16 protein-coding genes are annotated in these 13,637 nt (G+C 67.7%); 5 read left to right on the top strand and 11 right to left on the bottom strand.

Translation table 11 applies throughout. The features are described from left to right. Positions 1-19: 19 nt before the first annotated feature. The 3 genes from ACFQRE_RS13440 to ACFQRE_RS13430 are packed head-to-tail and all read right to left on the bottom strand — an operon-like array spanning position 20 to position 2,746. Positions 20-1,351, bottom strand: coding sequence for an HD-GYP domain-containing protein (locus ACFQRE_RS13440; protein WP_380123113.1), 1,332 nt, complete (start codon positions 1,349-1,351; stop codon positions 20-22). Next, positions 1,348-2,598 carry an HD domain-containing protein gene (locus ACFQRE_RS13435; protein WP_380123111.1) on the bottom strand — a complete coding sequence of 417 codons (1,251 nt, stop codon included), beginning with the start codon at positions 2,596-2,598 and terminating at the stop codon, positions 1,348-1,350. The genes ACFQRE_RS13440 and ACFQRE_RS13435 overlap by 4 nt, the downstream gene beginning before the upstream one ends. Before the next feature lie 16 nt (positions 2,599-2,614). Further along, positions 2,615-2,746, bottom strand: a complete 132-nt coding sequence (locus ACFQRE_RS13430; RefSeq protein ID WP_380123109.1) for a hypothetical protein — start codon at positions 2,744-2,746, stop codon at positions 2,615-2,617. 164 nt (positions 2,747-2,910) lie between these two features. On the opposite strand from ACFQRE_RS13430, the gene ACFQRE_RS13425 reads away from it, so the two are divergent. Beyond that, on the top strand, positions 2,911-2,985 hold the full coding sequence (locus ACFQRE_RS13425) for a 50S ribosomal protein bL37 (protein WP_009775747.1): 75 nt from the start codon (positions 2,911-2,913) through the stop codon (positions 2,983-2,985). Positions 2,986-3,080: 95 nt separating this feature from the next. Here the strand turns inward: ACFQRE_RS13425 and rsrA are convergent, their stop codons facing one another. Both rsrA and ACFQRE_RS13415 read right to left on the bottom strand, forming a co-directional pair. Next, the gene (rsrA, locus tag ACFQRE_RS13420) at positions 3,081-3,383 is read right to left on the bottom strand and encodes a mycothiol system anti-sigma-R factor (RefSeq protein ID WP_380124270.1); all 303 of its coding nucleotides are present in this window, start codon (positions 3,381-3,383) and stop codon (positions 3,081-3,083) included. A 5-nt stretch (positions 3,384-3,388) separates the two neighbouring features. Continuing rightward, the gene (locus tag ACFQRE_RS13415; protein ID WP_380123107.1) at positions 3,389-4,015 is read right to left on the bottom strand and encodes a sigma-70 family RNA polymerase sigma factor; all 627 of its coding nucleotides are present in this window, start codon (positions 4,013-4,015) and stop codon (positions 3,389-3,391) included. A gap of 156 nt (positions 4,016-4,171) precedes the next feature. Here ACFQRE_RS13415 and ACFQRE_RS13410 point away from each other — a divergent pair, with 156 nt between their 5' ends. After that, positions 4,172-4,711, top strand: a complete 540-nt coding sequence (locus ACFQRE_RS13410; protein WP_380123105.1) for a ferritin — start codon at positions 4,172-4,174, stop codon at positions 4,709-4,711. Between the two features lie 4 nt (positions 4,712-4,715). Here the strand turns inward: ACFQRE_RS13410 and ACFQRE_RS13405 are convergent, their stop codons facing one another. Together ACFQRE_RS13405 and ACFQRE_RS13400 are read right to left on the bottom strand one after the other, a co-directional pair. Next, positions 4,716-5,351: an alpha/beta hydrolase family protein gene (locus ACFQRE_RS13405; protein ID WP_380123103.1), complete on the bottom strand. Its 636-nt coding sequence runs from the start codon at positions 5,349-5,351 to the stop codon at positions 4,716-4,718. Beyond that, positions 5,348-6,190: an SOS response-associated peptidase gene (locus tag ACFQRE_RS13400; protein WP_380123101.1), complete on the bottom strand. Its 843-nt coding sequence runs from the start codon at positions 6,188-6,190 to the stop codon at positions 5,348-5,350. Before ACFQRE_RS13400 ends, ACFQRE_RS13405 begins: the two co-directional genes overlap by 4 nt. A gap of 152 nt (positions 6,191-6,342) precedes the next feature. Between ACFQRE_RS13400 and ACFQRE_RS13395 the strand changes: the two genes are divergently transcribed. The 3 genes from ACFQRE_RS13395 to rsgA are packed head-to-tail and all read left to right on the top strand — an operon-like array spanning position 6,343 to position 9,198. After that, complete coding sequence (locus ACFQRE_RS13395; protein WP_380123099.1) at positions 6,343-6,882, top strand: DoxX family protein; 540 nt, start codon at positions 6,343-6,345, stop codon at positions 6,880-6,882. After that, the gene (aroA, locus tag ACFQRE_RS13390) at positions 6,869-8,167 is read left to right on the top strand and encodes a 3-phosphoshikimate 1-carboxyvinyltransferase (protein WP_380123097.1); all 1,299 of its coding nucleotides are present in this window, start codon (positions 6,869-6,871) and stop codon (positions 8,165-8,167) included. Before ACFQRE_RS13395 ends, aroA begins: the two co-directional genes overlap by 14 nt. Continuing rightward, a complete protein-coding gene (rsgA, locus tag ACFQRE_RS13385; RefSeq protein WP_380123095.1) occupies positions 8,167-9,198 on the top strand; it encodes a ribosome small subunit-dependent GTPase A in 1,032 nt (343 codons plus the stop codon). Before aroA ends, rsgA begins: the two co-directional genes overlap by 1 nt. A 191-nt stretch (positions 9,199-9,389) precedes the next feature. Here rsgA and ACFQRE_RS13380 read toward each other — a convergent pair whose 3' ends face one another. From ACFQRE_RS13380 to ACFQRE_RS13365, 4 genes are read right to left on the bottom strand one after another with little or no spacing between them, the layout of a single operon-like run. Continuing rightward, positions 9,390-10,613, bottom strand: a complete 1,224-nt coding sequence (locus ACFQRE_RS13380) for an ABC transporter ATP-binding protein (RefSeq protein ID WP_380123093.1) — start codon at positions 10,611-10,613, stop codon at positions 9,390-9,392. After that, positions 10,606-11,640, bottom strand: a complete 1,035-nt coding sequence (locus tag ACFQRE_RS13375) for an ABC transporter ATP-binding protein (RefSeq protein WP_380123091.1) — start codon at positions 11,638-11,640, stop codon at positions 10,606-10,608. The genes ACFQRE_RS13380 and ACFQRE_RS13375 overlap by 8 nt, the downstream gene beginning before the upstream one ends. Before the next feature lie 16 nt (positions 11,641-11,656). After that, positions 11,657-12,577 (bottom strand): ABC transporter permease, encoded by a 921-nt coding sequence (locus tag ACFQRE_RS13370; protein ID WP_380123089.1) that lies wholly within the window; start codon positions 12,575-12,577, stop codon positions 11,657-11,659. Continuing rightward, the gene (locus ACFQRE_RS13365) at positions 12,570-13,499 is read right to left on the bottom strand and encodes an ABC transporter permease (protein WP_380123086.1); all 930 of its coding nucleotides are present in this window, start codon (positions 13,497-13,499) and stop codon (positions 12,570-12,572) included. The genes ACFQRE_RS13370 and ACFQRE_RS13365 overlap by 8 nt, the downstream gene beginning before the upstream one ends. Between the last annotated feature and the right edge of the window lie 138 nt (positions 13,500-13,637).

The raw sequence follows: 13,637 nt of genomic DNA, 5'->3' as shown, positions 1-13,637 counted from the left end.
TTCGACTGTCCCGGATGGCTCAGGTCCGCAGTTGCGGTTGCACACTGCGGATGAGTGCCTCGACGACCTCGGGGTCGTACTCGTATCCCAGTCCCAGGTGGATCCGCTCGAGGGCAGCCTCGATGGACGGCGCATCGGTTCGGCCGTGGGAGAAGTCGTCAAAGGCATTGGCGACCTTGATGATCCGACTCTCCAACGGCACCTTCTCGCCCCACTCGCGCACATGCCGGAACGGTGTCGTCTGTCCCTCCATGAGGTCTGCGACCCGGTCGAGGACCTCCGTGCGACGCACGATGCGGGCGCCCTCCGAGGCGATCCGTCTCTGGTCGTCGGGTGCGGCCAGCACCGTCGCACCCTCAGGGATCGGTGACCGCAGGCCGACCTGGCCGAGGTCGTGCAGCAGCGCTGCATACTCGAGGTCCTGCAGCTGCTCCGCGTGCATCCCCATGGATCGCGCGATCCTCACCGAGATGGCCGCGACCCTCGAGGCATGGCCGGATGGGGTGTAGCCGGCCACCTCGGTGAGCAGGGACAGGGTGGCGATCGTCTGTCGGTAGGTCTCGCGATTCGTGGTGTAGCGGCGTACGGCCACGTAGGTCAGCATCATCGGCAACAGTCCGAGAGGAAGCGCGGCCAAGCCCACGACCGGAGCCAGGAACGCCACGAGTGGCCCCGCTGCAAGGACTCCGAGGGTGAGCGCCTGGGCCTCCCCCAGCTCCTCGGACAAGGCGCTGACCACTGGGAGGGACCGACGCTGGGCGCGGACGAGGCCGGTGAGGATGATCTCGACATAGAGACCAGCGGCGGCTGCACCCATCATCACGATGGCCACGACCCACGCCGGTCGATGGCGGTCGACCTGCCAGGCCCAGGCCGAGGCTCCCCCGTCGAGCGGCACCACGCGGATCAACGCAGCCGTGACACCGACCCCGACCGTGCGCGCGGCCACGACATACCAGGCGATCCTTCGGTGCAGCACCCAACGCAGCAGGGCGCCCATGCCCAGCGACCCGGCCGCGACGAGGGCCACCGTCCCTGCGGGAACGTCGAACGCGGGGTTTCCGTACACCGAACCCAGCACGGCCAGCGCTATGGCCGAGGCAGTGGAGACGGGAGCGGCAACTCGACCCGAAGGCATCCGCACGCGGAACTGCTCGCCCACCACGATGGCCACGACGAACGCCACAAGAACTGCGGTCTGGTCGCGCGCGACCTCTTCAATCCGCGCGAAGTCCGTCACCAGGGAAGCCCCTACAGTGAACGCCCCGAGTGCGAGGACGAGCGGCTCCACCCGGGTGGCGCGAGCAACCACGCGCGGGGAGAGCACTCCCACGACCGGCTGGGGAGTCATGATGTCGCCGCGACACCGTCGGCGGCGCCGTCATGGAGTCGGACCACACGCGTCAGCACCTCAAGCACGCGGTCCGTGTCCGGGGTCGAGAGACGGCGGGCACGCACTCGTGAGATCGCCGCCAATGGACCGATCCCCTCGTCCGAGTGAAGCATGAGGTCGTACTCGTCTGCCGCGCGAATGATGTTCGCGGCGACGGAACCCGTCGCGTCGGGGCTGCTGGCTCGGGCGACTTCCTCCATGACCGCGGACGCCCCCGCGAGGAAGGGCAGACCCTGGAGCATGGCCGCACCGCGAAGGGCGGCGCTCGCCACGTCGTCGGCACCTTGGCGTCCGGGGGCCACCACAACTCGCCCAAGATCATGGAGCAGACCGGCTGTGCGGACGTCGGCGACCTCTTTGGGCCCGAGCCCGAGCTCCTGAGCCATGAGCCCAGCCATCGCGGACACCCGCCCACTGTGCCCCTCGAGGACGGGCGCTCGTGTCTCGATGGCCGTCACCAGGGCGCCGAGAGCACGTTCTCTGGCGTCGCGCTCCTCGCCGTACTGCAGCAGAGCCCAGCGGGCTCCCGCCAGTGGCGCAAGAGCGACGAGAATGGCCACGGCGCCCATCTGACCAGGGAGCCACATGATGACGACGAGAAAGGCAATGATCCCGTAGGCGAACTGGGTCAGGCCGGAACTGGCCAACATGTCCAGCACCTGAAGGCGGAGTGGAATACCTGCCGACAGACGAATGACCCCGGCGACGATGAAGGCATTCGCCAGGAGCAGGGCCAGATCAGCAATGACGATCGGGGCACCGACGTGCCAGATCAGCTCACGCGGACCCACGAGAGAGGCTGCCGCGAAAGTCCCCCCGGCCAGGCCGTAGGCGATCGCACTGAGCATCGTGGTCGACACGACCGCAGCCATGTTGAAAAGGCGCCGTCGCAGGGGAATGCGACGTCTGGTGGCGGCGGCCATGATCAGGCTGACGAGGCCGCTGCCCAGTGGGCCGACGATGGGGATCGCCGCCAGGATCACGACGTTGTCCGCCGTGAAATGCACACGTCCATCGCTCGAGGTCGCCGGAAGCCACCACGTCGAGGCGCCGAGAAGCGCCAAGGCGCCCACGGCCCACCAGTCGTCCGGATAGCCGTAGCGGACCTCACACAGGACACCCAGGCCGATGGCCAGGAGGACAACGGACGCGATGTAAAGGTTGGTGCCGTCTCTCGCGAGTTGCGAAACAACCTTGCGATTCACGCGTGCGGTGGCGAAGTCACCACTGCCAGGTGTTGGACGTGACGACCCCGACCTTGGCAGCGGAGACGTCGGCCTGGGCGGAGGAAGCACCGAGTGCGGACAGTGCGGCGATGGCGAGGGCAGCAGCGGCGAGACGAAGGGCGCGCATGATGAAACCTTTCGATATGCCCGACCGGCAGTCAGGGCTGAGAGCCCCATCCTTCCACGCGGCGCAAGTGTGTAACAATGACCGTGACGCACGAGTGATTTCTGGAGCCCTTTGCACCGTCGGGGCTCTGGGTCGCCCGTCCACCCCGATCTCGAGGAGTTCCCATGAGCAAGCGTGCCCGCAAGCGCCGCTCGCGCAAGGGCAACAAGGCCAACCACGGCCGCAAGCCCAACGCCTGAGCACTGCGCAGCAGACGATCGAAGGGGCGACCACCGCATGGTGGTCGCCCCTTCGTCGCGTCCGGCGCCAGTTCTCCCCGGCACCGCGACAGGTCTCAGCTGTCGAGTTCGAGGCGGACCATCGTGATGCGCTGGAGGATCTGGACGCGGAGCTGGTCCGGGCACTCCTCCGACCCACCGGACCGCCGCACCGCGGCCTTCACCGCGCGGTCGAGGTCGTGCTCGTGCAGGCACGGTCCGCAGGCCTCCAGGTGCTCCGCCACCCGGGCGACGTCGGAGGGCTGCATCTCTCCATCGAGGTACTCATAGATCCGGTGAAGGACCTCCGAGCACTCCGCGTGGGACTCAGAATGAGACTCGGCGTGGGACTCCGGGGCCGTCTGACTGTCCTTGTGCATCTCGTTCACGACGAGACCTCCTTGCCGAAGCCGCGCTCGGCGGCATACTCAGTCAGCATCTCGCGGAGCTGCCGGCGACCGCGGTGGAGCCGTGACATCACGGTGCCAATGGGCGTTCCCATGATCTCGGCGATCTCCTTGTAGGCGAAGCCCTCGACGTCGGCGAGGTAGACCGCCATCCGGAAGTCCTCGGGCAAGTCCTGCAGCGCCCTCTTGATCTCGGAGTCGGGCAGGTGGTCGAGGGCCTGGGCCTCGGCCGACTTCAGCCCGGAACTGGTGTGCGACTCGGCGCGCGCGAGTTGGTAGTCCTCGACCTCGGACGCGTCGGACTGCAGCGGCTCGCGCTGCTTCTTGCGGTACGTGTTGATGTAGGTGTTGGTGAGGATGCGATACATCCAGGCACGCAGGTTGGTGCCGGGCCTGTACTGGTGGAAGGCGGCGAACGCCTTGGCGTAGGTCTCCTGCAGCAGGTCCTCGGCGTCGGGCGGGTTGCGCGTCGTGCGCATCGCAGCGGCATACAACTGGTCGAGCAGCGGAAGCGCCTCGGCTTCGAAGCGGGCCTGCCGCTCGTCCGGGGTCTCGGTGGTGACATCCACCGTGGGTTCGTCAGAGGTCGTCTGTGGCGTGGTCATTGCGCTCCACCCTAGACCCGTCTCTGTGGGGGACGTCGTGTGCAGTACGAGCACGGGCCAGACCTCTCGGCAACGCGATGCGCCGGTTCTCGGCGCGTGGACAAGGGTGTCAACAGGGGGGAGGGAGGCACCATTCCCCGCGTGTAGCGTTTGCGCATGACCACGCCGACCACGTCACCCTTCGTCACCCTCCTCGGGGAGCAGGTCCGCCACGAGTTCACCGCGAGCCAGCAATACATCGCCATCGCGATCTGGTTCGACGACCTCGACCTCCCGCGGCTCGCCGAGCGCTTCTACGCGCAGAGCGTCGAGGAGCGCAACCACGCGATGATGATGGTCCGCTACATGCTCGATCGTGACTGGGACGTCGAGATCCCCGGCGTCGGCACCGTGCGCAACGCCTTCGACCGTCCGGCCGAGCCCATCGCTCTGGCCCTGGAGCAGGAGAAGGCTGTCACCGAGCAGTGTGAGGCCCTCTTCCGCGCCGCTCGGGCCGAGGGAGACGTCCTGTCCGAACAGTTCATGCTGTGGTTCCTCAAGGAGCAGGTCGAGGAAGTCTCGTCGATGAACACCCTGCTCACCATCACCGAGCGTGCCGGCAACGACTGGTTCCAGATCGAGGAGCACCTCGCCCGCGAACCCCAGGCCGAGCCCACTGACAACTCGGCCCCCGAGGCCGCCGGCGGTGCCCTCTGAACGGTCACTGACCGACCGTCTCGAGGAAGGCGCGGGCCGCTTCGACGAGCGGACCTGTCACCCTGATCGTGTGCTCACCCTTGACCGCGGTGACGTATGCCGGGTCGCTGAGTTCCGCTCGCACCTGCGCCGGGGTGCCGAACGGGTCTCGCTCCCCCTGCACCACGTGGACGGGGATCCCGGCGCCGATCGGAAGGCGCAGCTCGTCGGCCCGTGACACCTCCGGTTTGCCGGGCGGGTGCAGCGGGAACGACAGGCAGAGCACGCCGTCGGCCTCCAGGTCCGCGGCGGTGCGGCAGGCCACCCGGGCGCCGTTGCTCTTGCCCGAGAGGACCAGCGGTCCGGGGAGTCGCCCGCGGCCGCTGCGCAGTGCCGCGACCACAGGAAGCCAGGCCTCGTCCTGCGGAACGGGACGCGGCGGCATACGCCGTCCGGCAACGCCCCACGCCTGCTGGACGAAGGCCACGGCCCAGCCACTCTCGACGAGTCCGTCACGCACGGCGTGGAGGTCGACACCGCCGAGTCCCCCACTCGCCCCGTGCGTGAGAACGACGGTGCCGCGAGCGCGCGGCGGTCGCACGACGTGCGCGTGGGCAGGGCCCAGGGGGGTCGGGACCTCGACGAGTCGTCGCGTCGTCATGATGCGGACCCGATGATCTCGCCGGTCATCGGGTCGACGACGCCGCGCAGCTCGGACTCGGGGAGCGGGTCCAGCAGCTGCGGCCCGTTGGACCGGTTGCTGCTCACGGCCCGGGAGACGGGGTATGCCGTGAAGCGTCCCGGATCGCGCGGCTCCAGGAGGGTGGCCACGTGTGCGAGGTCGTTCAACCTGGGATCGAGCCAGGCCTCCCAGTCGGCGTGGTCGAGGACGAGGGGCTGGCGGTCGTGGATGCGGTCCAGGCCCGGCTCCGCCTCGGTCGTGATGATCGTGAACGTCGTGAGCCACGCAGCGGGGTCGTCCTTGTCGGCGACCGCGGGGTCGCGCCAGAACTCATAGAGCCCGGCGAAGGCACAACTCGCGCCGTCGTCGCGCGCAGTGAAGAAGGGCTGCTTGAGCGGCTTGCCCTTGGTGTCGGTCGCGGTCGGTGAGACCTGCCATTCGTACCAACCCCGCGCCGGAACGAGGCATCGACGGCGTGCCGCCGCCTTGGCGTATGCCGGCTTCTCCAGCACGGATTCCGCGCGCGCGTTGATCATGCGCACGCCCGCCTTGGGGTCCTTGGACCAGCTGGGCACGAGCCCCCACGTGAGCAGCCGAAGCTGGCGCGTGGGTTCTGCCTCGGCCTCGCCACGGGGCGAGCGGGTGAGCACGACGGGCGCCTGCTTGGTCGGGGCCATGTTGGTGTCGGGTGTCCCGGGCGGTGGCGACTGGGGGTTGACGAGGACGCTGCGCGTGGGCTCGGTCGAGCGGTCGTCGTCGACCTCGAACTCGAGGGTCAGCTCGTCTGGGTTGGCCGTGGCCGCGTAGCGCCCGCACATGTCGCCAAATCTACGCACTGGCAGTGACAACGGCACGGACACCGACCCGGACAGAGGCATCGACGTCCGCTGACCCTCGAAGACACGGATCCGCACGAACCAACTACGGTAGGAGAAGGTCCACGATCCGTTACCGACCCTGAGGAGGACGCATGTCTTTGGTGCGTCGTGTTGCCCGTCCCATGCTCGCCGCCATGTTCGTCGTGGGAGGTCTCGACCAGCTCAAGCATCCAGGGGCCAAGGCCAAGGCCGCTCGCCCCGTGCTCGACCAGGCCACAAAGCTCGGGCTCCCGGACGACCCCGAGCTCCTCGTGCGCGCCAACGCTGTGGCCATGGTGGGCGGAGGCGCACTGCTGGCCACCGGACACGTTCCGCGCCTGGCATCGACAGTTCTGGCGGGCGCCCTGCTGCCGACCACCCTTGCGGCACACGCCTTCTGGAACGAATCCGACCCCCAGACCCGCGCCCAGCAGAAGATCCAGTTCCTCAAGAACCTCGGTCTGCTCGGTGGCCTGCTCCTCGCCGCCGTCGACACCGACGGCAAGCCCAGCCTGTCCTACCGCGCTCACCTCGCCGGTGAGCGCGCACAACGCACCGCCCACACGACCAAGCGCGAGGCCCGTCACATGGCCAAGGCTGCTCGGCGCGAGGCACGACTGAAGGCGGTCCAGGCACAGAATGCCCTCACCTGACTGGACCTGCCCCGCTGCCGACGGACCGGTCGCCGCGATCATCGACCTCCCCGGCAGCAAGTCGCTGACCAACCGCTTCCTCGTCCTTGCCGCGCGCGCTGGCGGGGTCTCGCGGCTGCGCCTCCCGTTGCGCTCACGTGACACCCTGCTCATGGCCCAGGCGCTGCGTGGTCTGGGGGTCGGCATCGAAGACGTCGACGGTGACGACTGGTTGGTCACGCCGGGCGACTTCGGGGGCCCCGCAGAGATTGACTGCGGGCTCGCTGGCACAGTCATGCGCTTCGTCCCACCGCTGGCCGCGCTCGCACGCGGACCCGTGCGGTTCGACGGTGACCCGCATGCCCGAACCCGTCCCATGGGTCCGGCTCTCGAAGCCCTGCGGCACCTCGGCGTCGACCTCGACGACGACGGCCGCGGCGCCCTGCCCTTCACCGTGGGCGGCACGGGGGCAGTGCGGGGCGGGGACGTGACCCTCGATGCCTCGGCGTCGTCCCAGTTCATCTCCGCACTCCTGCTCTCCGCCCCGCACTACGACCAGGGCGTGACGATCCACCACGAGGGCCAGCCCGTGCCCAGCCAACCGCACATCGACATGACCGTCGAGGCCCTGCGCGACGCCGGAGCCGACGTCGACGACACCGAGGCCGACACGTGGCGGGTGGAGCCGGGGCCACTCAACCCTCTGGACGTCCAGATCGAGCCGGACCTCTCCAACGCCGCGCCCTTCCTCGCCGCCGCTCTCGTGACCGGCGGCAAGGTGCGGATCTCCAGCTGGCCGCAACACACGACTCAGGCCGGCGACGAGATCCGCGACATCCTCGACGAGATGGGCGCCGACGTCAGCCTCGGCCGCGACGGTCTCACCGTGAGCGCTGTCGACGGGTTCAGCGGCGTCGACGTCGACCTCCACGACGCCAGCGAACTCACCCCCGTCGTGGCCGCCCTCGCAGCGCTCGCCCAAGGGCCCAGCCTCATCCGCGGTGTCGCCCACATCCGTGGCCACGAGACCGACCGGTTGGCGGCGCTCGCCCGCGAGCTCAACGCGCTCGGAGCCACGGTCACCGAGACCGCGGACGGTCTGCACATCGTGCCTCGACCCCTCTCCGCCACGACGTTCCACACCTACGGCGACCACCGCATGGTCATGGCCGGTGCGGTCATCGGACTCGCTGTCCCCGGTGTCGTCATCGAGGACGTCGGCACGGTCGCGAAGACCCTGCCCACGTTCACCGAACTGTGGTTCGGCATGCTCGGGCGGCCCTTGGCTCAGGGGCGCATCGCCTGATGGCTCGCGCCACGAGCGACTACGACGAGTCCGACGCCCGGATCCGCCCCAGCAAACGCGGAAGCCGTCCCCGGTCCAAGGACCGCCCGGCCCACCTCGATGCCGTACCCGGCATGGTCATCGGGGTCGACCGTGGCCGCTACCACGTCCTCATGGAGCCCGGCACCGGCGACGAACGCATGGTGACCTCGATGCGGGCACGCGAACTCGGCCGCAAGGGCATCGTCGTCGGCGACGACGTGTTCGTCGTCGGTGACGTCTCGGGCAGCCCCGATGCGTTGGCCCGCGTCGTGAGAGTGGGCCAACGCCGCACCCTCTTGCGACGCACGGCGGATGACACCGACCCGGTCGAGCGCGTCATCGTGTCCAACGCCGACCAGCTCGTCGTCGTCTGTGCTCTGGCCAACCCCGAACCAAGGCCGAGGCTCATCGACCGCTGCCTCGTCGCGGCCTACGACGCCGGCATGACACCCCTGCTCGCCCTCACCAAGGCGGACCTCGCGGACCCGGCTCCCTTCCTCGAGAACTACGCACCCCTCGAGGTGCGCAGCGTCATCACGGCAACCACCGAGAGCGAAGGAACCGACGGCCTCGAGGCCGTTCGCGACGCACTGCGAGGACATGTCAGTGTCCTGGTCGGGCACTCCGGCGTGGGCAAGTCCACCCTCGTCAATGCCCTTGTCCCCAACGCCTATCGCGCCGTCGGCGTCGTCAATGACGTCACGGGACGCGGCCGCCACACCTCGACTTCGGCGGTGGCGCTGCGCCTGCCCGACGGAGACGGATGGGTCATCGACACGCCGGGCATCCGCTCGTTCGGCCTCGCCCACGTCGACCCCGAACGCATCGTCACCCACTTCCCCGAGCTCGAGGCAGGCACTGGCAACTGCCCCCGCGGGTGTTCGCACGACGAAGAGGAGTGCGCCCTGGACGAGTGGGTGGCCGACGGCCATGCCGGGCCGTCAGGTGTCTCGCGGCTCGAGTCCTTGCGCCGGCTCCTGCGCACCCGCAACCCGCAGACCGGCGACTGACCACAACGACTTCGTGCCCCGCACGGTCATGGCCACTTAGTGCCCCGCACGGACACGAGCCAACAGCTGAAGCCACCTTCGCCCGGTCCGTATGGGGCACGAAGTGGGCGCCCGCAGCAGACACAGGTATGCCGCCCGCTCGGGAGAGCGGGCGGCATACCTTGAGGTGTTGCTGAGCGGACCGGGTGAGCTCAGACGTTCTGACCGGGCTTCTCGTTGGGCTCGTTGTCGATCACCCGGTGGGTATCGCTGGGACGGTCGTACGGACCTTCCTCGCCCGTGGACTGGGAACGCTCGACCGTGGAAGCGGCGTCGGCCGGAAGCCGATCTTCCTCGTCCGCGAAAGCGTCGAAGTCCACGACCTCCGTCGTGGCAAACCGAATGTCGGGCTCGACGTCGGAGACGTCGACGGTCTCGACGATGACGCGGGGCTCAGCGAACAGGCATGCCGAACGGTGCGCGGCCAAGCCGTCGGGCCGGTCGATCAGCTCGGGGTCGTCCACCTTGCAGCGGTCCTGCGCCTTGAAGCACCGCGTGTGGAAGCGGCAGCCCGAGGGCGGGTTCGCCGGCGACGGGACGTCACCGGAGAGGACGATCTGCTCACGCTTGCCACGCATCGTCGGGTCCGGGACCGGAACCGCCGAGAGCAGGGCCTGCGTGTAGGGGTGAGTCGGCCGCTGGTAGATCTCTTCCTCGGTGCCGAGCTCAACCATGCGCCCGAGGTACATCACGCCGACGCGGTCGGAGATGTGCCGGACGACGGAGAGGTCGTGCGCGATGAAGATGTAGGACAGGCCGAGCTCGTCCTGCAGCTTCTCCATGAGGTTGATGACCTGCGCCTGCACCGACACATCGAGCGCAGAGACCGGCTCGTCGCAGATGAGGACTTTGGGCTTCAACGCAATCCCTCGGGCAATGCCGATGCGCTGTCGCTGGCCGCCCGAGAACTGGTGCGGGTAACGGTTGATGTGCTCGGGGTTGAGCCCCACCATGTCAAGCAGGTCCTTGACCGCCGCCTTGCGACCACCCTTGGGCACGACGTCGGGGTGGATCTCGAACGGCTCACCGATGATGTCGCCAACCGTCTTGCGCGGGTTGAGCGACGTGTAGGGGTCCTGGAAGACGATCTGGATGTCGCGACGCAGCTTGCGCATCGCCGACCCGCCCTGCGAGTACATGTCGACACCGTCGAAGTTCACGGTTCCCGCCGTGGGCTCCTCGAGACGCATGAGCACGCGACCCAGGGTGGACTTGCCACAACCGGACTCACCCACGATGCCGAGCGTCTCGCCGCGGTTCAGCTCGAATGAGACCCCGTCGACGGCCTTGACCTGACCGGTCGTCGTACGCAGGACACCACCCTTGATGGGGTAGTGCTTGAACAGGTTGTCAGCCTTGAGGATGACATCAGCCATTGAGGACCTCCTCGGCGAAGTGGCAGGCGGACTGTTGCTGACCGACGCGGCGCAGAGCGGGCTCGTCGGTGCGGCAGATGTCCTGGGCCATGCGGCAGCGCGGGTTGAAGGCACATCCCTGCGGGATGCGCGTGAGGTTGGGCGGGAGACCACCGATGGCGGCCAGCGTCTGACCCTTCTGGTCCAGACGCGGGATCGACTCGAGCAGCCCACGCGTGTAGGGATGTGCGGGGTGGGCGTAGAGGTCCTCAATGTCTGCCTGCGCAACGATACGACCGGCATACATGACCGCTGCACGGTCAGCGACGTCAGCCACGACGCCGAGGTCGTGGGTGATGAGGATGAGGCCCATCTGACGCTCCTCCTGGAGCTCAGCGAGCAGGGCCATGATCTGCGCCTGGACGGTCACGTCGAGCGCCGTCGTCGGCTCGTCTGCGATGAGGACCGCCGGGTCGAGCGCGATGGCCATCGCGATCATGATGCGCTGGCGCATGCCGCCCGAGAACTGGTGCGGGTAGTTCTTGACCCGCTCCCTGGCGCCCGGGATGGCGACGCGCTCCATGAGGCGGACCGCCTGCGCGTAGGCGTCCGACTTGTTCATGCCCCGGTGCTGCCGGAACATCTCGCCGATCTGCCAGCCGACCGGGAAGGTCGGGTTGAGCGAGCTCAAGGCGTCCTGGAAGATGATGGAGATCTCCGGGCCACGCGACTTGCGCCGCTGCTCCTCGGGCATCGTCAGCAGGTCCTGGCCGCAGTAGCGGATGGCACCTGAGGGGATGACGGCCGGCGGCATGTCGAGGATGCCCATGATCGCCTGAGCGGTCACCGACTTGCCCGAGCCGGACTCGCCGAGGATCGCGAGAGTCTCGCCCTGACGCAGGTCGAACGAGACGCCGTTGATCGCTTTGGCGATGCCCTCGGCAGTGTGGAACTCGACGAAGAGGTCGTCGACCTCGAGTAGGCGGCCCTCGGAGTCGGGCTTGTAGCTCGACTCGGGCACGGCGGACTTCGTGGTGGTGCTGGTCACTGGTGGCTCCTCCTGCTCATCGGGCCTTCGGGTCGAACGCGTCCCGCACGGCATCGCCGAGAAGGATGAACGCGAGGACCGCGAGGCTGAGGAACAGACTGGGGAAGAGAAGGACGTGCGGGTACGTGCGGATGGCGCTGAGAGCGTCGCTGATCGCGACACCCCAGGAGATGGCGGGGTAGGTCAACCCGATCCCGAGGAACGACAGTGTCGCCTCGGCCACGATGAACGCACCGAGGTTGATCGTCGTGACGACGATCGCCGGCGCGAGCGCGTTGGGCAGGATGTGCGACCGGATGATCCGCCACGGGCTCGCACCCAGGGCACGGGCCGCGAGGACGTACTCGTTGGGCTTCACCTGGAGAACACTCGAGCGCATGAGGCGTGCGATCGAGGGCCACCCAAAGATCGTCAGGGTGAGCACGACCTTGCCGACCACGACGAAGTAGTTCGTGTCCGGCTTGTTGGGGAAACTCGCCATGAAGAGGATGCCGCCGAGGAGCAGCGGGATCGCGAAGAAGATGTCAGTGATACGGGAGGTCAGGGAGTCGAGCCAGCCGCCGTAGAAGCCGGCGACGACACCGATCACGCCGCCGACGATGAGGGTCGACAGTGAAGTCAGGACTCCGACGATGATCGACGCGCGGGCACCGTAGATGGTGCGGGCGTAGATGTCGTAGCCCTGGGTGTCCGTCCCGAACCAGTGGGCACCACTGGGCCGTTCGCGCACATTGTTGATGTCCCCGAACGTCGGGTCGGTCCTCGTGAAGAGCGAGGGCCAGATGGCCATGAGGACGAACAACCCGATGAGCGTGACCGAGATCCAGAACATCTTGTTGCCACGCAGGGAACGCCACGCATCCTGGGCAAGCGAGCGAGCCTCGCCCACGTCGTCGGCAGCTCCGGGCTGGACGGTGGCAGCGATGGTGTCAGTCATGGCTGATCCTCGGGTCGAGCACGCCGTAGAGCAGATCGACGAGCAGGTTGACGAGCAGGTACACGATGACGAGCACCGTCACCGCAGAGACGACGGCGACACCGTCACGGGAGTTGATGCCCTTCCAGATGTAGCCACCCACTCCCTGGATGTTGAAGATGCGCTCGGTCACGATGGCACCGCCGAGAAGGCCACCGAAGTCGGCGCCGATGAAGGTGACGACCGGGATGAGGGAGTTGCGCAGGGTGTGGACGCCGACAGCTCGCGTCTTGGTCAGCCCCTTGGCCGCAGCCGTGCGCACGTAGTCGGCCCGCAGGTTCTCCACGAGGTTGGTCCTCGTGAGGCGCGCGACGTACGCGATCGACAGGGAGCCAAGCACGAAGGCAGGCAGAAGCAGCGAGTACGTCGACGCCTCCAGGCTCGGCACTGTCGCGGGGAAGATGCCCCACTTGATGCCGAAGGTGTACTGGAGGAACACACCGATGACGAAGACCGGGATCGAGATGACGAACAGCGTGCTCACCGTGACGAGGTTGTCGATGAACCTGCCCTTTCGCACTCCTGCGAGGACACCGGCGAGAACACCGATGATCGTCTCGAACAGGATCGCCATGACGGCGAGACGGCCCGTGATGGTGTAGCGCTTGGCCAGGTCCTCCTTGACGGGGATCCCGTAGTAGTTCGTGCCGAGGTCGCCCTGGACGAACTTGCCGAGATACTTGCCGTACTGAACCGGCAGCGGGTCGTTGAGGTTGTGTTCCTCTTTGAACTTTGCGACGTATTCCGCCGAGCACGGGCGTTCGCCGCACTTGCCGGAGGTCGGGTCTCCGGGCAGGGCGAAGACCATGACGAAAATGATGAAGGTTGCTCCCAGAATCACCGGGATCATCTGCAGCAGTCGCCTGACGATGTACTTGCCCATGTCACCTCCTGTGTCACAGTCGGCCCGTTCCGTGGTAACGGACGAGCGCGGCGAGACGGCATCCGCGCGTCTCGTGAAGTCTGATGATGGCCTCGTGGGCCGGCCAGAACTGCAACATACCTGACGCCTGTTTGGCGG

This window comes from Knoellia pratensis, from assembly GCF_042666395.1.
Lineage (GTDB): Bacteria > Actinomycetota > Actinomycetes > Actinomycetales > Dermatophilaceae > Knoellia > Knoellia pratensis.
This window is presented reverse-complemented; position numbering and strand designations above follow the sequence as displayed.

Excerpts from the sequence above, each read along its gene's own strand:
- rsgA (WP_380123095.1), top strand. The coding sequence starts at position 8,167 with ATGGCTCGCGCCACGAGCGACTACGACGAGTCCGACGCCCGGATCCGC.
- ACFQRE_RS13440 (WP_380123113.1), bottom strand. The coding sequence starts at position 1,351 with ATGACTCCCCAGCCGGTCGTGGGAGTGCTCTCCCCGCGCGTGGTTGCT.
- ACFQRE_RS13415 (WP_380123107.1), bottom strand. The coding sequence starts at position 4,015 with ATGACCACGCCACAGACGACCTCTGACGAACCCACGGTGGATGTCACC.
- ACFQRE_RS13400 (WP_380123101.1), bottom strand. The coding sequence starts at position 6,190 with ATGTGCGGGCGCTACGCGGCCACGGCCAACCCAGACGAGCTGACCCTC.
- ACFQRE_RS13430 (WP_380123109.1), bottom strand. The coding sequence starts at position 2,746 with ATGCGCGCCCTTCGTCTCGCCGCTGCTGCCCTCGCCATCGCCGCACTG.
- ACFQRE_RS13380 (WP_380123093.1), bottom strand. The coding sequence starts at position 10,613 with ATGGCTGATGTCATCCTCAAGGCTGACAACCTGTTCAAGCACTACCCC.
- ACFQRE_RS13405 (WP_380123103.1), bottom strand. The coding sequence starts at position 5,351 with ATGACGACGCGACGACTCGTCGAGGTCCCGACCCCCCTGGGCCCTGCC.
- ACFQRE_RS13395 (WP_380123099.1), top strand. The coding sequence starts at position 6,343 with ATGTCTTTGGTGCGTCGTGTTGCCCGTCCCATGCTCGCCGCCATGTTC.
- ACFQRE_RS13370 (WP_380123089.1), bottom strand. The coding sequence starts at position 12,577 with ATGACTGACACCATCGCTGCCACCGTCCAGCCCGGAGCTGCCGACGAC.
- ACFQRE_RS13410 (WP_380123105.1), top strand. The coding sequence starts at position 4,172 with ATGACCACGCCGACCACGTCACCCTTCGTCACCCTCCTCGGGGAGCAG.
- ACFQRE_RS13365 (WP_380123086.1), bottom strand. The coding sequence starts at position 13,499 with ATGGGCAAGTACATCGTCAGGCGACTGCTGCAGATGATCCCGGTGATT.
- rsrA (WP_380124270.1), bottom strand. The coding sequence starts at position 3,383 with ATGCACAAGGACAGTCAGACGGCCCCGGAGTCCCACGCCGAGTCTCAT.
- aroA (WP_380123097.1), top strand. The coding sequence starts at position 6,869 with ATGCCCTCACCTGACTGGACCTGCCCCGCTGCCGACGGACCGGTCGCC.